Source organism: Streptomyces sp. YGL11-2 (assembly GCF_050054615.1).
GTDB lineage: Bacteria > Actinomycetota > Actinomycetes > Streptomycetales > Streptomycetaceae > Streptomyces.
The window spans coordinates 65,843-85,546 of sequence record NZ_JBNHIN010000017.1 but is presented as its reverse complement, the minus strand read 5'-3'; the positions used below and the strand labels follow the sequence as shown (position 1 = coordinate 85,546).

The 19,704-nt window shown below is 69.2% G+C and carries 16 protein-coding genes and 2 pseudogenes; 10 read left to right on the top strand and 8 right to left on the bottom strand.

Annotation, left to right across the window (positions count from 1 at the left end; all coding sequences use genetic code 11):
- Nucleotides 1-123: 123 nt before the first annotated feature.
- A complete protein-coding gene (locus tag ACO1BR_RS20755; RefSeq protein WP_426796563.1) occupies nucleotides 124-678 on the bottom strand; it encodes an AAA family ATPase in 555 nt (184 codons plus the stop codon).
- 720 nt (nucleotides 679-1,398) lie between these two features.
- On the opposite strand from ACO1BR_RS20755, the gene ACO1BR_RS20750 reads away from it, so the two are divergent.
- The 8 genes and pseudogenes from ACO1BR_RS20750 to ACO1BR_RS20715 all read left to right on the top strand — a co-directional run bounded on the left by ACO1BR_RS20750 (nucleotide 1,399) and on the right by ACO1BR_RS20715 (nucleotide 10,721).
- Nucleotides 1,399-1,998, top strand: coding sequence for a hypothetical protein (locus ACO1BR_RS20750; RefSeq protein ID WP_426796562.1), 600 nt, complete (start codon nucleotides 1,399-1,401; stop codon nucleotides 1,996-1,998).
- A gap of 201 nt (nucleotides 1,999-2,199) precedes the next feature.
- A complete protein-coding gene (locus tag ACO1BR_RS20745) occupies nucleotides 2,200-3,471 on the top strand; it encodes a phosphatidylserine decarboxylase (RefSeq protein ID WP_426796561.1) in 1,272 nt (423 codons plus the stop codon).
- A gap of 26 nt (nucleotides 3,472-3,497) precedes the next feature.
- On the top strand, nucleotides 3,498-4,904 hold the full coding sequence (locus ACO1BR_RS20740) for a S10 family serine carboxypeptidase-like protein (RefSeq protein ID WP_426796560.1): 1,407 nt from the start codon (nucleotides 3,498-3,500) through the stop codon (nucleotides 4,902-4,904).
- Nucleotides 4,905-6,126: 1,222 nt separating this feature from the next.
- The gene (locus ACO1BR_RS20735; RefSeq protein ID WP_426796559.1) at nucleotides 6,127-6,762 is read left to right on the top strand and encodes a DUF4956 domain-containing protein; all 636 of its coding nucleotides are present in this window, start codon (nucleotides 6,127-6,129) and stop codon (nucleotides 6,760-6,762) included.
- Nucleotides 6,759-7,568, top strand: coding sequence for a polyphosphate polymerase domain-containing protein (locus tag ACO1BR_RS20730; protein WP_426796558.1), 810 nt, complete (start codon nucleotides 6,759-6,761; stop codon nucleotides 7,566-7,568). Before ACO1BR_RS20735 ends, ACO1BR_RS20730 begins: the two co-directional genes overlap by 4 nt.
- A gap of 444 nt (nucleotides 7,569-8,012) precedes the next feature.
- The gene (gene panD, locus ACO1BR_RS20725) at nucleotides 8,013-8,432 is read left to right on the top strand and encodes an aspartate 1-decarboxylase (protein ID WP_426796557.1); all 420 of its coding nucleotides are present in this window, start codon (nucleotides 8,013-8,015) and stop codon (nucleotides 8,430-8,432) included.
- A gap of 343 nt (nucleotides 8,433-8,775) precedes the next feature.
- Nucleotides 8,776-10,072 (top strand): annotated as a pseudogene (locus ACO1BR_RS20720) (MFS transporter).
- A 301-nt stretch (nucleotides 10,073-10,373) separates the two neighbouring features.
- Nucleotides 10,374-10,721 carry a Gfo/Idh/MocA family protein gene (locus ACO1BR_RS20715; RefSeq protein WP_426796556.1) on the top strand — a complete coding sequence of 116 codons (348 nt, stop codon included), beginning with the start codon at nucleotides 10,374-10,376 and terminating at the stop codon, nucleotides 10,719-10,721.
- A 38-nt stretch (nucleotides 10,722-10,759) separates the two neighbouring features.
- Here the strand turns inward: ACO1BR_RS20715 and ACO1BR_RS20710 are convergent, their stop codons facing one another.
- On the bottom strand, nucleotides 10,760-11,767 hold the full coding sequence (locus ACO1BR_RS20710; RefSeq protein WP_426796555.1) for a helix-turn-helix transcriptional regulator: 1,008 nt from the start codon (nucleotides 11,765-11,767) through the stop codon (nucleotides 10,760-10,762).
- A 118-nt stretch (nucleotides 11,768-11,885) separates the two neighbouring features.
- Here ACO1BR_RS20710 and ACO1BR_RS20705 point away from each other — a divergent pair, with 118 nt between their 5' ends.
- Nucleotides 11,886-12,410 carry a VOC family protein gene (locus tag ACO1BR_RS20705; RefSeq protein WP_426796554.1) on the top strand — a complete coding sequence of 175 codons (525 nt, stop codon included), beginning with the start codon at nucleotides 11,886-11,888 and terminating at the stop codon, nucleotides 12,408-12,410.
- A 25-nt stretch (nucleotides 12,411-12,435) separates the two neighbouring features.
- On the opposite strand, the gene ACO1BR_RS20700 is transcribed toward ACO1BR_RS20705, so the two are convergent.
- The 6 genes and pseudogenes from ACO1BR_RS20700 to ACO1BR_RS20675 all read right to left on the bottom strand — a co-directional run bounded on the left by ACO1BR_RS20700 (nucleotide 12,436) and on the right by ACO1BR_RS20675 (nucleotide 18,139).
- On the bottom strand, nucleotides 12,436-12,972 hold the full coding sequence (locus ACO1BR_RS20700) for a hypothetical protein (RefSeq protein ID WP_426796553.1): 537 nt from the start codon (nucleotides 12,970-12,972) through the stop codon (nucleotides 12,436-12,438).
- Nucleotides 12,969-14,729 carry a thiamine pyrophosphate-binding protein gene (locus tag ACO1BR_RS20695; RefSeq protein ID WP_426796552.1) on the bottom strand — a complete coding sequence of 587 codons (1,761 nt, stop codon included), beginning with the start codon at nucleotides 14,727-14,729 and terminating at the stop codon, nucleotides 12,969-12,971. Before ACO1BR_RS20695 ends, ACO1BR_RS20700 begins: the two co-directional genes overlap by 4 nt.
- Before the next feature lie 901 nt (nucleotides 14,730-15,630).
- A complete protein-coding gene (locus ACO1BR_RS20690) occupies nucleotides 15,631-16,962 on the bottom strand; it encodes a PP2C family protein-serine/threonine phosphatase (RefSeq protein WP_426796551.1) in 1,332 nt (443 codons plus the stop codon).
- The gene (locus tag ACO1BR_RS20685; RefSeq protein WP_426796550.1) at nucleotides 16,962-17,126 is read right to left on the bottom strand and encodes a hypothetical protein; all 165 of its coding nucleotides are present in this window, start codon (nucleotides 17,124-17,126) and stop codon (nucleotides 16,962-16,964) included. The genes ACO1BR_RS20690 and ACO1BR_RS20685 overlap by 1 nt, the downstream gene beginning before the upstream one ends.
- A 196-nt stretch (nucleotides 17,127-17,322) precedes the next feature.
- Nucleotides 17,323-17,637 (bottom strand): annotated as a pseudogene (locus ACO1BR_RS20680) (hypothetical protein); the annotation flags it as partial.
- Between the two features lie 64 nt (nucleotides 17,638-17,701).
- Nucleotides 17,702-18,139 (bottom strand): Lrp/AsnC family transcriptional regulator, encoded by a 438-nt coding sequence (locus ACO1BR_RS20675; protein ID WP_159506229.1) that lies wholly within the window; start codon nucleotides 18,137-18,139, stop codon nucleotides 17,702-17,704.
- A 172-nt stretch (nucleotides 18,140-18,311) separates the two neighbouring features.
- Here ACO1BR_RS20675 and ACO1BR_RS20670 point away from each other — a divergent pair, with 172 nt between their 5' ends.
- Nucleotides 18,312-19,586, top strand: coding sequence for an ArgE/DapE family deacylase (locus ACO1BR_RS20670; protein ID WP_426796549.1), 1,275 nt, complete (start codon nucleotides 18,312-18,314; stop codon nucleotides 19,584-19,586).
- Nucleotides 19,587-19,704 lie beyond the last annotated feature (118 nt).

The window sequence follows — 19,704 nt, the reverse complement described above, 5'->3', positions numbered from 1 at the left end:
CGAACGTGTCCTGCCAACGGGCCGGGATCCATGCCGTGACCTGCGGCCACCGGCTGATCTTCTGTCTTCACGCTGATGATCACCGGTGGTTGTGCCGGTTCTCGGACCAGCACGCCAACGCGATCATGATCTGCGGGCGAAGTGAGGCCCGGCCCAACCGGTGGCGGTCACTACCTCCCGTGCGATGTCAACGACGAGCCGTCCGTCCGTCGCCACTCGCACGGTCTCTGCGGGGGCCCGCTGATCCAGGAGCCGTGCCTTGCGGAGGCTTCCTTCCAGCTCCTGCTCCAGCTCTGAGCCGAGTTCTCGTCCCACCAGCCGCTTGCGGGCGGTGGCGTCGGAGGCGGTGAGCAGCACTCGTGTGATCCCCACTCCGGCCCCCATGGCACGCTCAAACATGCCCGTCGCCTCCGGCAGCACACTCATGGTGTTGGTATAGATCAGGCGTCGGTAGCCGCGCCGGGCGAAGTTCGCCCACACGGCAGTCAGATTGCTCTCCGTGATCTCCGTGCGGCGAGGGTCTCCCTCTGGTGCCGGATGTACCTGCCCCATGAAGTCGCCATCGATGATGGCGTGAGCGACCGCCTCGGAGCGCAGCAGCGCCGAAACCTCCCACCCCACCGTCGTCTTGCCGACACCAGCACGTCCTCCGATGAGCAGTACTTCTGCGTGATCCATGGGGTCAGCGTGCCAGTGGGCGACCGCCTCACGCGATCCGATATCGATCCGGCTGCCTGATCCCGGCCCTCCCAACCCTCCTCCGCCGCCTGCGACAGATCCCATACGGCCCGGCCTGGTGCCGGCCTCACCATCCGCCGTGTACGTGAGAGGTCCCGCAGAAGATCAGGGAACCGGGCGAGCGGATCGTCGCCGAACTCGCGGCCACTGCCATGCTCCACGGAGGGGTGCGGGGCGCGGCTTCCGGCCCTCGACGCCAAGGCTTGCAAGCTACGTATCGAACTCGTTAATGCGTGCGAAGAGCGGGCATCCGCCCTGGGTGCGTGGCCCAGGGGGTGAGTCGGAGCGGGGCCTGCTGCTGTGGAGATACTGGCAGACATCCGCGGTGTCACGCCTGGCCCGGCGGGTGGCAAGACGCGGAGAGTGCTGGTGCTGCTCGCCTGAAGGGCCGATCCCCGGCGACCGCCAGTGGCAGCCTCGACCGTTCTCGGCGGGTCATCAACCTCCGCTGCCTTGTGGCGGGCAAGGGCAGTGATTCCGGCCTTCTTGGCCGCACACCCACCCCAACCCCACGGCTACTTCTCGCTCTTGAGTGGACACTCATCGTGACGGAATCGTTGGTCGCGCTCAGGGCTCCCTGTCGGCCCAGGCGATTCGCTGTCCCCGTGCCGACGAGGGGCAGATGAGTGTGTCCCCTTCCGAGAAGAGAACGGAGAGGCAATGAAGCTCAGGAACGGTGTCGCGGCCGCCATCGTCGCGTGTGGACTCGCAGTGACCGGCGTAGCGGGAACCGGTGCGGCACAGGCAGCCGCGCCGGCCTTCGCGTCGGTCGCCCACGGGGTGAAGGCGGCGGACCAACTGTCCCTGCAGCAACTCCTCGACGCGGCCGCCGACGAGGTCCACATGACGTTCCCGAACGCCACGCTCATGGTGGCCGACGGCAGTTCGCCCAGCGGCAAGACCCAGGACATGTCGCAGGTGACCGACTGGCGGCTCGTCTACAACACCGGCGACAGCGCTTCCCGCATCAAGTCGATCGAACTCCACGCCACGCTTGAGGGCGAGATCGACCAGCCGATCTACCACACGTCGGTGTGGGCAGGCGTCATGCCGATCACCGACCAGGCCGGCCTGACACCCGACGAGGCGTACAGCATCCTCCAGGACGCCGGACAGGGAGACGCCTACCAGTACGTCTCGCTGGTCAAGCCCCTCGTGGCCCGGCCGCACCTGCAGTACCACTTCTCCAACATCCGCGGCGGCTGCGACGGATACGCGGTGAACGTCGACGACCTCGCCGTCAATCCCATCTGCGGCTGACCGCACACCTCACCCAGCGGCGGGGGACGGCGCGACCGCGCCTTCCCCCGCCGCCTCCTGGCATCGAGAGCGTCCACTCATGGACACCGGGGTCGTCAACGTCCCCTCAGGCGGAAGGAGACAGGAGAAAGTGATGCAGGGCGACGAACGGTACTCNCCTCCCCTCCCCCCCCCGCCTCCTGGCATCGAGAGCGTCCACTCATGGACACCGGGGTCGTCAACGTCCCCTCAGGCGGAAGGAGACAGGAGAAAGTGATGCAGGGCGACGAACGGTACTCAGACAGCCTCGACGAGTTCATCAAGAAAATCACCCTGTGGTACGAAAACGACCACGAGGCTTTCAAGACCATGTACGACGCCGCGGTCAAGAACGTGGTCCCGTACCCGGAAGACACACCTGTCGAGGTCCAATACGACTGGAAGGACAGGGACTTCGACTGCCTGTGTGAGTTCTTCAGGGAGTGGTACGAGTGGCATCCGGGGGTCAACAACGGGCTGGACTACATCGAGAAGTTCAGCTGGCTGACCTACGAGAACGACTACGGCATGGTCTTTGCGACCTCCGGGCCGGGGTACAAGATGACCGCCGACTTCACGCACCTGCAGGGCCTGCAGATGGACGCGGACACGCCGGAGTCACAGGAACTCATCGACGAGTGGGTCAAGGAACTCGGGCCGAAGCGGATGGCCGACTACCAGCCCGGTCCCTGGAAGAACTTCAATGACTTCTTCGTCCGGCAGCTGAGGGACGCTACGCGGCGGCCCATCGACGCCAAGGACGACGACAGCGTGGTGGTCGCCCCGGCCGACTGCGTCATCAACATGATCGTCGACGACCTGACCGAGACCACACCGATCCCGGTCAAGACGGTGACCATGAACGTCAGGCAGCTCCTTGAGAACTCCGAGCACGCCCACCGCTTCCTCGGCGGTACGGCGGTGTCATGCATCCTGATGCCCGACAGCTACCACTGGTATCACGCCCCGGTCAGGGGCGAGGTGGTGGAGGCCCGCGATGACATCGGCGGTGTCTACTACGGAATGCGGGACTTCCCCGAACTCCTCAACAAGGGGAACGTCGGCTACGGCTACGACTACGCGATGTTCGACAACTTCCGCCGGGGATACGTCATCATCAAGACGCAGTACCTGGACGCAGCCGGAGAACCAGACGGTGAAGGGTACGTCGGAGTGGTGCCCGTCGGCCTCAACTCGATCGCCTCCGTGAATTTCCGGCCCCAGTTCAAGGGCCCGATCAAAAAGCCGGTACCGGTGGAAAAGGGAGAGCAGATCGGGAACTTCAAGTACGGCGGGTCGCTGAACATTCTGCTGTTCGAACCAGGACGGTTCCCGGCGTTGCAGATGCTCCAGGGCCAACGCATCGGAGTTCTGGAGCAACTGAAGCGCAGCGCCGGGCTGTTCACCGGCTCCTATCACACGCAGTCCCGGCGACGCCGCCCCCTGGCTCCGTGATCCCGCTGCCGAACGGAAGGTGAACCGTGTCCTCAGACGACCTCGTCGTCTCGATTCCGGCGAACATCCCCGACACCCTGCGCATCGACTTCCACACCGACGACACCCGAAAAGCCCGCTCCTACTCCGGGCACGTGCACATCGACAGCGCAGCCTTCCCCGGAACCAAGAACCACCTGTTCTACTGGTTCTTCGAGAGCCAGACCTGCAACCCCCACGTCGCGGTCCCCGACCAACAGGAGCTGATCAGCCGGACGCCGCTGCTGATCTGGCTCAACGGCGGGCCCGGCGCCTCCTCGCTGCTGGGCCTGTTCCTGGAGAACGGGCCACTGTCCATCGGCGACGATGCCGCCGGAACGATATCGGTGAACCCCCACACCTGGAACCAGGAAGCACACGTCGTCTTCTGGGACCAGCCCATCGGCACCGGATACAGCTACTCCGACGTCGGAGAGTACGTTCAGGACGAGGGCACCCTCGCCCGGATGTTCTGGGAGGGCCTACAGGCGTTCTTCACCGCGCACCCGGAGTACGCGCAATGCCCGTTGTACGTCTGCGGGGAGAGCTATGCCGGCAAGTACGTGCCGGCGATCGCCCTGGAGATCGACGAGCAGAACCGGCGGAAGGCGGGCGGACGACCCATCAACCTGAAGGGGATCTCCGTCGGCAACGGCTGGATCAAACCCGAGCTGTCGCTCCGCGCCATGATCGACTACGTCTACACGACCGGGTTCCTCGGCATCAGCCAGAGGGACGCCCTGTACGACGCCTACGCCGACTACCAGGCCGCCCTCGATGCCGGAGAGATGGAGAAAGCCACCAAGCTCGGCAACGACCTGGTGGCCACGACCCTGGCCTACGGGGGGAACTTCGACCTCTACGACGTGCGACGGTGGGACGACTTGCCCATGGGGGCGCTGCGCGCCTACCTGGACAGCAAGGGCGTGAAGGAGTCCCTGCACGTTCCCGCTGACGTCACCTGGCAGTGCGCCGACAACGAGGGCCCAGTGGCCGAATGGATGGTGAACGACAACATGGCGGACTGCTCCGGGCAGTACGCCGAGATCCTCGACAAGGGGTACAAGGCCCTGCTCTACACCGGGAACTTCGACACCGCCTGTGGATACCGGAGCACCGAGGAGATCCTCGACGACCTCATGAAGGAGAAAGGCGAGCACGCACACGCGGAGTGGCGCAACGCTCCCCGGTTGGTCTGGACGCAGGCGCAGGAAGACCCGAAGGGATTCGTGCGCCACCACCGGAACCTGACGCAGGTCAGCGTGCCCGGCTCCGGGCACCAGGTGCCGGCGTTCCAGCCCCGGATCTGCCGGGAGATGCTCTACAACTGGCTCTTCGACCGCCCCTTCCCCGGCTACGACCCGCAACAGTCCCTCAAACACCGCAACGGCAACGTCGGCCTGCGGAAGGGGTGAACGCACCCGCACGACGTCCGACCACCGCCGGTACCGACTGGCTGGCTGACTGACTGACGGGCCGGCCGGCAGGGAGTCGTCCCCTGCTGGCCGGGCCCGGTCACGTCGCCCCGGAGCCGGCCAAAACCACCGGCATCGCGCCAGTCATGCCTTGAGGCGGTCTCGCTGGCGCCACCACCAGCCCGCCGCCAGGCACTGCCACTACAAAACGTCGCACCGTCGGTCACGAACTTCCCCCACATGACGGCCCGTCAGTTCACGGCACTCAGAAGCAGGCTCCTGACCAGCAGGAATGGCGAACTGTCATCGCCCCACGGCAGACCGGGACGATGAGCAGTGCGATCGCCACGTTGCCGATATGGGCGCCGACCGTGCCGGCGATGACGAGTTCCGCGGCAGTCGTTGCCTGCGCGACGACGATCCGTGGTCATCGAGCGGAACATCATCCCTGCGGCGAACACGAATTGGCATCCTGGCCCGTGGATGGCAGCGCTACGTTCACCGCGAGCGTGTCGAGGGTGATGATGAGGAAGCCCAGCACGGAGGCGGCGAGGAACCGCTTGGGGCTGGTCTGGGATGTGTCGGGGTCGTCGGAGGTCGTGAAAACCGACGGTGAGAGAGCAGAAGCCCCTTTCTGTCCGGTGAGGAGCCGAAGGGTTGTTGCCTGCGGTTGCCGGTTGCCGGTTGCCGGTTGCCGGTTGCCGGTTGCCGGTTGCCGGCCGCCGGCCGCCCGGGCTTCTTCATGCGACGTCGGCAGGCAGTGACTGTGACTGTGACTGTGGTGGAGTTGCGTCGGTCGTCCCGTTCCGGGACGTGGTCTGCCTGCCCGACAGGAGGAAGAGGCAGGTGATCGCCGCGGCGACCATTGCGACAGCGCAGCCCAGGAGCGATGGGGTGTAGCTGCCCGTCACCGCGCGGGGCCCGAAGCGCCCGGCCGGCCAACTGGCCGACGAACGGCTGGGAGAAGGGAATGCAGAGCTGACCTCGGACACCGCACCCTCGTTGACTTCCCATGCCTGGGGGTGGCGCCGGAGGCGGCTGGCAAGAGCGGCGAATACGACAGGAGGTGTGTGCTTCCGGTCAGTTACGGGCGTGGGCCATCAAGGAGGCGCATCGTTTCTCCACAACCGGAAGCATGTTCGCCATACGTTTACCTATCGTCTGTCTCTCCTTCCCGTTCTCTCGGATCCGTCCGACCTCCGCACTGACAGGGAGCACAGCCATGGAGTCGTTACGGCACCTCGTCGCCCACCTTGGGCTCGACCTCGCCGCAGTCGGCGTGCTGACCTTCGCCATCTACTATCCGCGGCACCGCCGGCGTGACCTCGTACCGGCCTATCTCGCTCTGAACACCGGCCTCTTCACCGTCGTCACCGCCCTCGCCGAAGTGCGCGGCGCCGGGGGAGCGGCCCTGGGCTTCGGCCTCTTCGGCGTGCTCTCGATCGTCAGACTCCGCTCCGACGCCGTGCAGCACGAAGAAGTCGCCTACTACTTCACCACCCTGGTCCTCGGCCTGCTCTGCGGACTGCCGAGGCTGCCGTTCGTGCTCACCGCCGGACTGTGCGCCGCCCTGCTCCTCATCGTCTGGGTGGCCGACAACCCCCGCCTCCTCGTCGGCACCCGGCGCGCCGTCGTCACCCTCGACACCGTCCACGAGGACCCCGCTGCCCTCCGCGCCGACCTCGCCCGGCGCCTGGGCGAACCCCTCCACTGGACCGTCATGGAAGTCGACTTCGTCCGGGACCTCACCGTCGTCGACGTCCGCTACCGCGAGCCCGCAGCGGCGCCGGCCGAGCGGGGCGCCATGCACGCTGCCGGACCCGCCCACCGGACCACGCCCGCCTGGGAGACCGCATGACCACCGCACCGGTCCGCTCCGCAGCCGCGGTCCGTGCCATCGGCGACGCCGCCGACGGCGCCGGCCCCATCTCGCTCGACGAACTCAACGAACGGGCCGCTCTCCTCGCCCGCTTCGACCACAGCTACCTCGTGCCCGCGGACACCTTCCTGCGCGTCGTCGGCCGGCTGACAGACCCGCGCCGGCCCGGCGGACGCCCCTTCCGCGCCCTCGCCATCGACGACCGGCGTGCCTTCCGCTACCACTCCGTCTACTACGACACTCCCGAACTCCGCTCCTTCCACGACCACCGGCAGGGCCGCCGGCTCCGCTTCAAGATCCGGGAACGGGTCTACGCGGACACGGGGGAGCGGCAGTTCGAGATCAAGCTCAAGGGGCCGCGCGGCGACACCGTCAAACGCCGCCGCCCGCTGACCGGAGCCGGCACGCCGCTCGACCCGGACTGCCGGGGGTTCCTCGCCGACACCCTGCGGACCGCGTACGACATCGGTGCCCCGGCCGCCCTCGAACCGTCCCTGAGCACCGACTACCTTCGCGCCACCTTCGTGGCCGACGGCGAGCGCATCACCTGCGACGCGGCACTGGTCTGCGACGACCTGCGCACCGGACACACCGTGCGGTGCGCGGACGACCTCGTGCTCGTCGAGACCAAGACCACCGGGCATCTCACCGAGGCCGACCTCCTGTTGCACGCCCACGGGATACGCCCTGCCGTCTTCACCAAGTACTGCGGCGCCTTCGCCGCACTGCACCCCGCACTCCCCGCCAACCGCTGGCGTCGCGCAGCCCGCCGCGCGTTCGGTTAGGCGGCCCCGGGAGCCGGCGTGCTGAACGGCCGGTGACAGCGCGGCGACACGACAGTGCCCGCCGCCGGGAAGAGCCCTGCGGCCGGGAGGTGATGTGCGACCTCCCGGCCGCAGACGGGCCCCACCGGCCGCCGCCGAACGCGTCGATGCCCGGTTCGGCGAACTCCTCACCGGCGGCGGTGAAGAGGGAGGCCCGGCCCCGCGCAGGGGCTTCGGCTCGGGCACTCCGAAGACGTCCCGCATCCCGTTGGATCCGGAGATCAGCGGTAGCCGCGACACCACTCCCGGCACCTTACGTTCGGAATGCGCGAGTGACAGAGAGCGACGCAGTGGCGGTGGTGCCTGGGACGCCTGGGGCACTCTCGGACGTCGCGGCTAGCATGGCTTGTCCGGCGCGCACCTCGGGGTGAGGGCGCGACCCTTCTTCGGCAGGAGTGTGACGCTGTGCTGCGCACCATGTTCAAGTCCAAGATCCACCGGGCCACCGTGACCGAGGCGGATCTGCACTACGTGGGGTCGGTCACCATCGACGCTGCGCTGATGGAGGCCGCCGACCTGCTGCCCGGCGAACTCGTCCACATCGTCGACATCGACAACGGTGCCCGACTGGAGACGTACGTCATCGAGGGCGAGCGGGACTCGGGCGTCATCGGCATCAACGGTGCCGCCGCGCACCTGGTTCATCCCGGTGACCTGGTCATCCTGATCAGCTATGCGCAGGTGGACGACGCGGAGGCCCGTACGCTGCGGCCGAAGGTCGTGCACGTCGACGGGGACAACCGCATCGTGGCCCTTGGTGCCGACGCCTCCGAGCCGGTGCCCGGCAGTGACACATCACGCAGCCCGAGGGCCACGGCGGTCTGAGAAGCACGGACTCAGGCTCCGCCCGCCGATCCCGATGATCCTCGGCCGGAGCGGCTCGCCCCGCTGCTCCGGTGGCGGGGTGGGCGGCCATCGTGGCGGGCGGCGGGCCCTGGCTCGCCGTTCCCCGGTTTCGGGCAGGAGGGGTGAGCCAAGCGGTCACCGCTCCGTCCTTGCTGTCTCCTCGATGCCGATCAGGCCGGTGGTCCCCGTCGCGCCGGTACGCACGGCGACGGTGACGGCTTCGTCGTCGAGGAAGCGAGTCGGCAGGTCGATGGCCGTGGCATCCAGGCCGCCCCGCCACTGAGGTCGTTGGGTGTCCTATTGGGCTTCTAGCGTCGCAGGCATGTCTGAGATCACATCTCCTCAAACCGACGCGAAAGTCTCTGCGGAGTCGCCGGTTGCCGATGCGCCGGCCGCTCCCTCGCCGACGGCGGTGGATCCCCGCCGGTGGGTGGCGCTGATCGTCCTCCTCGTGGCGACCTTCATGGACGCGGTGGACGTGACCGTCGTCAACATCGCCATCCCGCACATCCAGGAGGACACCGGGGCCTCGACGTCCCAGATCCAGTGGGTGGTCGGCGGCTACGCGCTGGCCTTCGCGCTGGGTCTGATCACCGGCGGGCGGCTGGGCGACCTGTACGGGCGCAGGAAGGTCTTTCTCGCCGGGGTCGCCGGGTTCACCCTCACCTCGCTGGTGTGCGGTATCGCCGATGCTCCCGGGGTGCTGCTGGCCGCCCGGATCGCGCAGGGCGCGGCGGCGGCGCTGATGGTGCCGCAGGTGCTGTCGATCATCCATGTCTCCTTCCCGAAGGAAGAGCGTGGCAAGGTCTTCGGTGTCTTCGGGGCGGTCAGCTCGCTGGGGGTGCTGGCCGGGCCGCTGGTTGGCGCGCTGCTGGTCGAGGGCGATCTGTTCGGCTGGGGCTGGCGGCCGATCTTCCTGGTCAACCTGCCCATGGGTGTCCTGGGACTGATCGCCGGTGCCGTGCTGATCCGGGAGTCGAGAGCCGAGCGCGCCGCCCGGCTCGACATGGGTGGCGTGCTGCTGTCCACTGCCGGTCTGCTCTTTCTGGTCCTGCCGTTGATCCAGGGCCGCGAGCTGGGCTGGCCGTTGTGGACGTACGTGATGATGGCGGCCTCGGTGCCGGTGCTGGTGCTTTTCGTCGCGTATGATCGCCGCGGCTGGGATGGTGCTGTTCGCGTGCCTGGCCGGTCACTACGGTGCGGAGATCACGCTGTGGCAGGCGATGCTGCCGCTGGTGCCGATGGGGATCGGCATGGGCCTGATCGTCGCACCGCTGGCGGACATCATCCTGTCCGAGGTGCCGCACGAGCACGCCGGTTCGGCGTCCGGCCTGAACAACACCACCGTCCAGCTCGGCCAGGCCGTCGGCACCGCGCTCTCATCGTTGATCTTCTTCGACCGGTTGGGCGGCGACAACCCCGTCAGCCAGGCGGCGAAGATGCCGGACGCCTTCGCGCACACCCTGCCGTACGTCGCCGCCGCCTTCCTCGCCGCCTTCGCCCTGCTGTACGCGGTCCCGAAGCGGGCCGGGCGCAAGGGCGGGGAAGCCGACGGGAGTTCGGGGGGCCGCAGGACCGGGACGTCGGCCGAGGCCGCGGACCCGGCGCTGAGCCGGTGAGCCGGACGGGCGGCGCCGCCGACCGATGTGGTGCCGCCCCCGTTCCCCGGCCCTCAGACCCCGTACCGCCGCACGACGAGAACCCCGCCCGATGGAGATCCACTAGGACGTCGAAGGTCTTGTTGGGGCCTACGGTCCCACGCTGAGCGCCTGGCGCCTGGCACGGTCGCGGGCCCCGGGGAGAACGGGGACGACAGCCGCACCGACGGCCTGGTCCACGCCCCGATCGCGGCCCCCGCGGCAATCGCTTCGGGCCATTCGGCAACGACGACAGTCACCACGGCAGTGAGGAGAACGCACGATGAAGATCGGTCTGCTGGGAACGGGCTTCGGCCGGGCGCACGCCGCCGTCTACGCCGCCCGCGCCGACGTCGAGAAGGTCGTCGTCTTCGGCCGCACCCCGGCCGAACTCCGGCCGTTGGCCGAGGAGTTCGAGTGCGAGGCCACCACCGATCCCGATGAGATCTACGGTGATCCCGATATCGGCCTCGTCGACGTCTGCCTGCCCACCCCGCTCCACGCCGAGCATGCGGTACGGGCGATGGAGGCCGGCAAGGATGTGCTGTGCGAGCTGCCGCTGGCCGCCTCGGTGGAGGACGCGCGCCGTGCCCGAGAGCGCGCTGGACGGCCTCCAGCTCACCCTCGTTGATCCGCCGGCGGATCAACGAGCGGGCATAGCACGGCGCTTCACCGGTCAGGGCCCTGGGCCGCCTCGATGGCGGCCAGGGCCCGTTCGGCGATGTTTCGCAGATGCGGGACGAGTTCAGGCGGGCCGATCAGGGTGTAGTCCAGGCGCAGTGCGGCGATGCGGAAGGCGAGGAATTCGGGGGAGTCCACGGCGGTGCGCAGTCGGCAGCGGTGCTCGTCGAGCTGCTCCAGGACGCCGAGGGAGGCCGGTACCCCCTCGGCGGCCCGCTCGATCGGGGCATGCACGATCAGTTCGGCGCGGCAGTTGCCCGGACCGGCGGAGAGGACGTCGGCCACGTAGGCCGCGGCGTCCTGCCCGTCGGGCAGCGCGCGTTCCGGTACGCGGCTGCCGGTGCGGTGCAGTGCGTCGATGCGGTCGACGCGGAAGGTGCGCCAGTCGGCGCGGTCGAGGTCGTAGGCGACCAGGTACCAGCGTCGTCCCGCGGCCACCAGCCGCGCCGGCTCGGCCATCCGCCGCGATGGCTCGCCGCGGGCCGGTGCGTAGCCGAAGCGGATCTTCTCGTGGGCGACGCAGGCGGCGGCGAGGACGGCCAGCAGCTCGGCGTCGGGGCCCTGGACGGGCTGGGGGAGGAAGGTGGCGGCCTCGGCGAGGTGGGAAACCCGGCGCCGCAGCCGCGAGGGCAGCACCTGTTCCAGCTTGGCCAGGGCCCGCAGCGAGGTGTCCTCGATGCCGCTGACGGCCGCGGTGGCCGCGGTGCGCAGGCCGATCGCGATGGCCACGGCCTCGTCGTCGTCCAGGAGAAGGGGCGGCATGGCGGTCCCGGCGACCAGCCGGTAACCGCCGACGTTGCCCTGGGTCGCCTGCACGGGATAGCCCAGCTCGCGCAGGTGCTCGATGTCACGGCGGATGGTGCGGGGCGTGACCCCCAGGCGCTCCGCCAGTTCCGCGCCGGTCCAGTCATGGGGCGCCTGGAGCAGCGACAGGAGCTGGAGCAGGCGGGCGGCGGGGTCTCGGGTGCCGCGCGGGGCTCCAGGGTCGATGGTCATGCCGCCCACCCTCACCGAGCTCTAGGACATGGGGTGACCTATTGGACCTCTACCGTCGGAGACGTCGGGCGAAACACCCGCTTACCCCCCATTTGACTCACCCGAGAGGAGCCCCGCCGTGGCCACCAAGGAGATCTTCCAGCGCTTCGTGCCCCTGCTGTACGTGCACAACAGCCTGGAGGCCATCGCGTTCTACACCGACGTCTTCGGCGTCGAGGAACTCACCGAGCGCACCATGCTGTTGTCGCAGGTGCCCGGTATGGACAGGACCCCGGGCGCGGACCGCGTGGTCGTCTACTCCAAGCTGCAGTTCACCGACGGCAGCGCACTGGGCGTTGCCGAACTCGCCGCCGACACCAAGGCCGACGGCGAGCACATCATCGGCAACAACATCCACATCGGCCTGGCCTACGAGGACCCCGCCGAGCAGCGCACAGCCTTCGACAAACTCGCCGGCGACGGCACGGTGCTGGAAGACCTGGAGAACCGGTTCTGGGGGGCTGCCTACGGCGCCGTGCGCGACAGGTACGGCGTCATCTGGGAGACCAACTGCTATCTCCCCCCAGGGCGCCGGCGACGGAGCCGGCCCGCCCTCCTGACGGGCCCCCGGCGTACGGGGACGAGCGGTGTCCCCGGGCTGTGATGCCCGTGAGCAGACCTACGTGGGGTCAGGAGGCGTAGGGGAGCATGTGGCTGGACTGGCCGTCTGGTTCCACGTCCAGGGCGTTGGCGAAGCCGCAGACAAGACGGTAGTAGCCGACCAGGATGAGGGTCTCGGTGACTGCTCGGGCGCCGCAGAGCAGGTGGGCACGCTGGATGGTCTCGCCGGTGCAGGTGGCGTTCTGGAGGAGTTCACGGCCTACGGTCAGGAGCGCGGCTTCTTCTGGGAGGAAGGGGCCCGGCAGTGGTTCCCGCTGCCGAATGAAGGATGCCTGCTCGCCGGTGATGCCCACGGCTTGCCCGAACGGGACATGAGCCTGGGTCACGTAGGCGGATCCGGTGCTGGTGGCGGTATCGAGGATCAGCAGTTCACGTTGCCGAGGGGTGAGGACGAGCTTGCCGAGGCCGACAAGGCCGAGGTCGATGAGGCCGCCGGTATAGGCGGGAGCATTGCCGAAGGCGCGGAACAGATTGAGCGGCGGCACCGCCTTCAGCGGCTCGGGGTGGTCCTCGGGGCGTGGGTAGGGCAGGCGCACCGCGGTCACCACCTGCCTGCGCGGCGGTCGGTGAAGGCCGACCGCAGGCTGGTGACGCGGGTGCTGAGGGCCCAGGGGACCTCGGAGGGGTCCACGTGAACGTCGATGAGGAAGGGGCCGTCGGCCTCCAGAGCCTCGCTGAGGGCTTGGCTGAAAGAGTCCAGGTCCGCTGCGGTTTGGGCTTGGGCGCCGAGTCCCCGGGCGATGGCCGCTGCGTCGATGGGGCGGTCGTACATCGAGCGGGATCCGTGGCCGAAGATGTTCTCCTGGATGTTGAGGACCATGGCGTTGCCGCCGTTGTTGAGCACGACCCAGATGACGGGAAGTCCGAGTTCGGCGGCAGTGTGCAGTTCCATCCCGCTCATCGCGAAAGCGGCATCGCCGGTGACCGCTACGACGGTACGGCCCGGGTGGGCGAGCTGGCCGCCGATGGCGGCCCCGGTGCTGTACCCCATGGACGCGACGTTGAAGGAGAAGTGGATCTGCCCGTCGGGCCGGGACCGGTAGTGCTGGCCGACCCAGCTCAGGCAGTTGCCGTTGTCGACGTAGAGGATGGTGTCCTCAGGCAGCCGCTCGCTCATCCTGCTCACCACGGCCGACGCGGACAGGACCTTGTGGTCCTTCTGTATGGCGGCCGCCGGAACGCGCACCAGGAGCTGGTCCTGTGCCGCGCCGAGCACGGCATCCGGGACACACGGTGCGGCGGGCGCATCCTCCAGTTCGGCAAGCAGTGCGCGCAGCACGGTGTCGGCGTCACCTGCGATGGCCAGGTCGAGATCGCAGCCGGCACCCAGACGCAGCGGGTCGAGGTCGATCTGGATCACCTGACGTCCCGTCACCAGGCGGGAGTCGAAGGCGTTGGCGGCCGCCTCGCCCAGCCCGCTGCCGATGATGAGCAGCAGGTCGACTTCGGGGGAGAGCAGATAGTCGAACGCGGCAGGCGTGCCGCCGAGCCCGAACACCCCCAGCGCCCAGGCGTGGTCTTCAGGGAAGACGCCCTTGCCCTTCAGTGTGGTCGCGACCGGTACGCCCGCAGTCCGGGCGAGCTGTTGGAGCGAGCCGGCCGCGCCGGACAGCTTCGCACCCTGCCCGGCAAGGATCACCGGCCGCCGCGACCGTCGAAGTTCCTGCGCGAGCAACGCCACCGCAGCCGCATCAGGCACGGTGGACGCCGCGTGGCAGGGCGAGGGTATGGATACGTCGGGCACGGGGCTGTTCATCATGTCGGAACTCAGGCTCAGATGGACCGCGCCGGGACGCCCGCTCCAGATGGTCCGCATCATGTGGCAGAACAGCCAGGGCAACTGGCCGGGATGGGCGAGCCGTGTCGACAGCTTGGTCGCCGTCCGCAACATCTCCACGGTGTCGACCGACCAGTTCCCGCCGCTGCTGTCCTGCAGTCCGCTACGGCCGAACGCCGAAGCCGCGGTCTGCGCGGTGATCACCACCAGCGGCATCGAGTCGCTTGTCGCGCTGGCGACACCGGTGAGGGTGTGCATCGCGCCCGGCCCTGTCGTCGCACACACGACCGCCAACCGCCCGCTGGCCTGCGCGTACCCGTCCGCCATGAAGGCCGCGGCTTCCTCATGCCGGGTCAGGACCAGCCTCACCCCCGGGAAGTTCGCAAGCTCCTCGTACAGCGACAGCAGCGGCCCACCGGGGACAGCGAATACGTACTCCACTCCCTGGGCGCGCAATGCGTTCACCAGCCAGCCGGAGACCGACAACGGCTCCCGCGGCTCGAAGGACACACCGGACTCACTCATGATGTAACACACCACTCCGTCGCAGGCACATCCTTCAATCGCTGGGGCTTGCGCGAACCGGGCCCGCAGGTCTTCGGGCAGCTTCCCGGAAACCTCCTCTGGGCCAGCCCACGAGCCTTCAGATTCCCTATGTCCGCCCGAGCCTGATGCGCAGCGCGCAGATCCCGGACCGTTTCAGTCGACGTCACTTGGCACTCCGTTGTCGCTGCTTTGCTTCCGCGGACTTCCCTTGAGGTCGCACGCCCAGGGCCGGCACACCGGACGCACCGCGCCATACCCGCCGACGCACCCATGACAGCGGTGACCACACCCCGGGCCCGGGCCGACAACGCACGGCAGCCCGGTCCGGCACGGCAAGCATGGACGTGGGCACGGCAGCCTCCCTCCACCCAGCCAACGCACCCCACCGACGCCGGGCCGCAGTGGCCCGACCTGAGCACCACGGCACCGGTACAGCAACCAGGCAGGCCCCGGCGCCGCTTGGGAGTCCGCACCGTTCGGTGCGTGCCCGCCGCAGGTGCCGTACGTTGCCGAATCGGCAACGGGTCATTCAGGCCAGCTGGTAGTTCCGCCGTCTACAACACTCGCCGCAGCCCGCGCCGGCAACTCCCGGCCCAGGGCGCACAGAGTCGACACGGCACAGTCAAGCCATCCTGCATATGACAGGAGCATGCCGCATGTAGGCGCACGCCGACGACGCTTCCGTACGCCGCGCGGCGTACGGGCGACGTCTACCCCGGGCTCGCGCTGGAGCGCTTGAGAGGACGTGAGCGCCGGTGTGCACCGTGAGCCGCTGGCGCGGGCACACCCTCCTACGACAGCTTTCCCGCCCCTCGTTCACGCCACCCCGAAGCCGGCGGGGCGGCCGCATGCGAGCGGGAGCCGGCCAACTGGGGGGAGGTCAGGTGGCGGGTGGGGTGCGTAGGGCGAGGATGGCCATGTCGTCCTGGCCGTTGCTGGGGTGGTGGTCGGCGAGGGTCCGTACCAAGTCCTGCAGTGGCTGGTCCGCATGCGTGGTGGCGAGTGCGGCCAGGGCGTCCAGCCCCTCGTCGATGGCGTGGGCGGGGTGTTCGATGAGTCCGTCGGTGAAGAAGATCAGCGTTGCGCCTGCGGGGAGCGGGCGGTTGTGGTCGGGGCGGCTGTGGGCGGTGTTGATTCCGAGTGGGACGCCGGGGTCGGCGCGGAGGTATTCGGCCTGCCGATCGGGGGTGATCAGCAGTGGGGGGAGGTGTCCGGCGGTGCTCCAGTGCAGCGACCAGCCGTCGTCCCGGGGTTCGATGCGAGCCAGCAGTGCGGTGGTGATGGGGTTGGGGGTGGTGGCGTGCAGGGTGTGGTCGAGTTGGGTGAGGATGTTGTTGGGGGGAGTGCGGTGGTCGTAGAGCAGGGCTCGGAGCATGCTGCGGGTCTGAGCCATTGCGGCGGCGGCGTGGAGGTCGTGGCCGACGACGTCTCCGATCACGACACCGACGGCTCCGTCGGGCAGGACGACGGCGTCGTACCAGTCCCCGCCTAATCGGTTGGGTTCAGCGGCGGGCCGGTAGATCGCGGCAGCGGTGAAGGGCCGCAAGTCTGGGAGGGTCGGCAGGAGCAGGCGTTGGAAGGTCTCGGCACTGTCGCGGATCTGGCAGAACAGCCGGGCGTTTTCGATCGCGATGCCGGCGGCGCCGGCAAGGGCGACGACGACTTCCTCGTCGGCTTCGTCGAAGGGGCGTCCGTCGTGGCGTTCGGAGAGGTAGAGGTCGCCGTAGATCTCGCCGCGGACGCTGACGGCCACCCCTAGGAGGGTGCGCAGGTGGGGGTGGCCGGGAGGGAATCCGGCCGAGGCCGGGTGGGAGTGGATGTCGTCGACCCGCAGGGGTTCGGGGTGGCGGATCAGGTGTCCGAGCATGCCGCGGCCGTGGGGGAACGCCACCCCGGCCAGATTGTCCCGCTCCTGCTCTGTCAGCCCGGCGGCGATGAACTCTTCCAGGTACTCGCCGGACTCGTGCAAGACCCCCAGGGCGCCGTAGCGGGCGCCGACCAGGTCCATGGCGGTGGTGACGACGCGGTGCAGTACGGACGGCAGGTCCAGCTCCCGGCTGATGGCCAGCACCGCGTCCAGCAGACCGTGCAGCCGGTCCTTGGCAGCGGCCAGCTCCCGCAGTCGCTCGGCGATCTCGCCCGGATCGGCCTCCTGCAGTCGCCCCGGATCGGGGACGGGCGGCCGTCGCGGTTCTTCTTCGTGCCTGGCCATCATGAACCCCTCGTGGATCGGCCCTCGTTCCGGGTGGCCTTCGGCCGGTAGGAGCCGGAGCCGGTCTGGATGAGGGTGCCTGTGGGTCGGTCGGCGAACGCCGCGCGGAGCCGGGGGCCGGTGAAGCTCTTGTTCCACTCGCTGAACAGAGCGTCGAAGGCCACGCCCACAGCATGGCACGGCCCCACAGCCCGACCCCGCCCGTCGTGCCGAAAGCGATATGCCATACCCGAACAGACCCGGGTGGCGCCCAGTCCCACCGCCGGGGGAGCAGCGCCCACCATCCCGCGGCCCCGAAGATCCGGTTCGACGCGTGACGGCCGTTGTGGCGTCGACCTAGCTGTCTGGCAGATGTACAGGTCAGGCGGGGGCGATCCCTCCGCGGTCCCCCCGTCGCCGTCCCGCGCGCATCTCGGCCGCCGCGTCCAGCGAGGCACCGATCCGGTCCCTGCCGGTCACGAGGGTCTGGCGGGCCAGGTCGAGGGAGGTCGGCAGCAGCGCGCTGGCGCTGGTCGACTGGGTCAGGTGGAAGACCCGCTGGACCAGCGGCTCCAGGGTGCCGGCGAACGGTCCCTCGCCGAGGTGCAGCATCGCGGACTGGGTGATGCTGCCGGCCCGTTTGTGCGCGCTGCGGATGACGATGCCGGCGCTCTGCGCGAGCCGCTCCGAGCGCCCACCACAGGCCGAGGACCTGGCCCTGTGCCCGGACGCGTGGGTCCCCGGGCAAGGCCGAAACCGCTTACAGCCGGGGCCTGTTGAGCAGACGGGACAGCACGATCACGCTCTCGGTGCGGTCGATGACCGGAGCCTCGCGGACCCGCTGGATGGCCTGCTCCAGGTGCGCGATATCCCGGGCCAGCATGTGGAGCATCGCGTCCGCGGCACCGGAGACGGTGCACGCCTCGACGACCTCCGGGATCTCCTCCAGGGCCCGGTGCAGTTCGGCGGGGGTGGGATTGCCCTTGCAGTACACCTCGACGAACGCCTCGGTCCGCCAGCCCAGTGCCTGGGTGTCGACGAGCGCGGTGAACCCGCGGATCGCCCCCGTGGCAACGAGGCGGTCGAGCCGCCGCTTGGCGGCCGGCGCGGAGAGCCCCGCCGCCTCACCGATCTCGGCATAGGTACTCCGGGCGTTCCGCAGAACGCAGCGGATGATCTCTTCGTCGATGGCGTCCACGCCGTTACCTCCGGTGGAGGGGCACACACTGCGTGCGCAAGAAAACTCCACAGCAGCCCAAATTAAGCAAGAAATCGAGTTCAAGAGACAAGATATGGCAATTGATTGCGTCAATCGCCCGAACATAGCATCCGGACCCATCCGCTCAGCCGCGATGTGACGGGAGTGACCATTGACCGCAGCGCTCAGTGCCGAGGAGTCCGCCGCTCTGGCGGAGATCGATGAAGGAGCCATCGCCCGGACGCTCCTGGAGCTGCTCGCGATCCCCAGCGTGACCGGGAGCGCCGCCGAGTCGGACATGCAGCACCGCTTGGCGGGACATCTGGACCGGCTCGGTCTCGACGTCGACCTGTGGTCCATGGACCTGCCCATGCTGCGTGCCCAGCCCGGCTTTCCCGGGACCGAGGCACCGCGCGACGAAGCGTGGGGGCTGGTGGCGACCACGCCGGACGGCGGTGACGGACCGGCCATGATCCTTCAGGGGCATGTCGACGTCGTTCCGCCCGGCGACCGTCGCCAGTGGGACGGCGACCCGTTCGTCCCGCGCGTGGCCGGGAACGTCGTCCATGCCCGTGGCGCCTGCGACATGAAAGCCGGGCTGGTCGCCAACCTCGCCGCCCTGGCGGCGATCCGCGCGAGCGGGGCCAGGCTGCGCGGCCGGGTGGCCGCGCACTGCGTGGTCGGTGAAGAGGACGGCGGACTCGGCGCCTTCGCCACCCTCCAGCGCGGACACACCGGTGACGCCTGCCTCATCACCGAACCCACCGGCGGCACGCTGGTGACCGCGAACGCCGGCGCGCTGACCTTCCGTATCGAGGTCCCGGGCCTGGCCACGCACGCGAGCACCCGCGACGCCGGCGTCAGCGCCATCGACGCCTACCTGCCCCTCCACCGGGCGCTGGCCCGACTGGAAGTCCGGCGCAACGCGGAAGCCGACCCGCTGATGGCGGAGTCACGCATCCCGTACGCACTCTCCGTCGGCACGCTCCGCGCGGGTGACTGGGCGAGCAGCGTGCCGGACCACCTCGTCGCCGAGGGCAGGCTGGGCGTCCGGCTCGGCGAGGATCCGGCCGAGGCGGTGGCCGACTTCGAGAGCTGCGTGGCCGAGGCGTGCGCGGACGATCCGTGGCTGCGCACTCACCCGGCGACCGTGAGCTGGCCCGGCGGCCGGTTCGCGAGCGGCCGGCTGCCGAGCGGCCATCCGCTCGGGGCCCTGGTCCGGGACGCACACGCCGACGCGGTGGGCGGGCCGCGGCTGCGCGAGCGCGGCGCGCCCTACGGCAGCGACCTGCGGCTGTACGCCGCCGCGGGCATCCCCACGCTGCAGTTCGGGCCCGGCGACGTGCGCCTGGCGCACAGCCCCCGGGAGCAGGTCTCCCTCCCCGAGATCGTCGCGGTGACCCGCACCCTCGTACTCGCGGTCCTGCGCACCGTCGGCACCGCATAGCACGCACAAGTCGCCTGCCCTGAGCGGGCGTTGGGGCCATCCACCTCGGGCGGGACGGGTGGCCTCCAGAGGGGCCGGACGAGTCGGCCACACCGAGCGGGACCGAGCAGGACAGCAC

What these genes read in the sequence shown, in the direction of transcription:
- ACO1BR_RS20755 (WP_426796563.1), bottom strand. Translation starts at nt 678, where the DNA reads ATGGATCACGCAGAAGTACTGCTCATCGGAGGACGTGCTGGTGTCGGC.
- ACO1BR_RS20695 (WP_426796552.1), bottom strand. Translation starts at nt 14,729, where the DNA reads ATGAGTGAGTCCGGTGTGTCCTTCGAGCCGCGGGAGCCGTTGTCGGTC.
- ACO1BR_RS20745 (WP_426796561.1), top strand. Translation starts at nt 2,200, where the DNA reads ATGGACACCGGGGTCGTCAACGTCCCCTCAGGCGGAAGGAGACAGGAG.
- ACO1BR_RS20730 (WP_426796558.1), top strand. Translation starts at nt 6,759, where the DNA reads ATGACCACCGCACCGGTCCGCTCCGCAGCCGCGGTCCGTGCCATCGGC.
- ACO1BR_RS20735 (WP_426796559.1), top strand. Translation starts at nt 6,127, where the DNA reads ATGGAGTCGTTACGGCACCTCGTCGCCCACCTTGGGCTCGACCTCGCC.
- ACO1BR_RS20750 (WP_426796562.1), top strand. Translation starts at nt 1,399, where the DNA reads ATGAAGCTCAGGAACGGTGTCGCGGCCGCCATCGTCGCGTGTGGACTC.
- ACO1BR_RS20690 (WP_426796551.1), bottom strand. Translation starts at nt 16,962, where the DNA reads ATGGCCAGGCACGAAGAAGAACCGCGACGGCCGCCCGTCCCCGATCCG.
- ACO1BR_RS20715 (WP_426796556.1), top strand. Translation starts at nt 10,374, where the DNA reads ATGAAGATCGGTCTGCTGGGAACGGGCTTCGGCCGGGCGCACGCCGCC.
- ACO1BR_RS20710 (WP_426796555.1), bottom strand. Translation starts at nt 11,767, where the DNA reads ATGACCATCGACCCTGGAGCCCCGCGCGGCACCCGAGACCCCGCCGCC.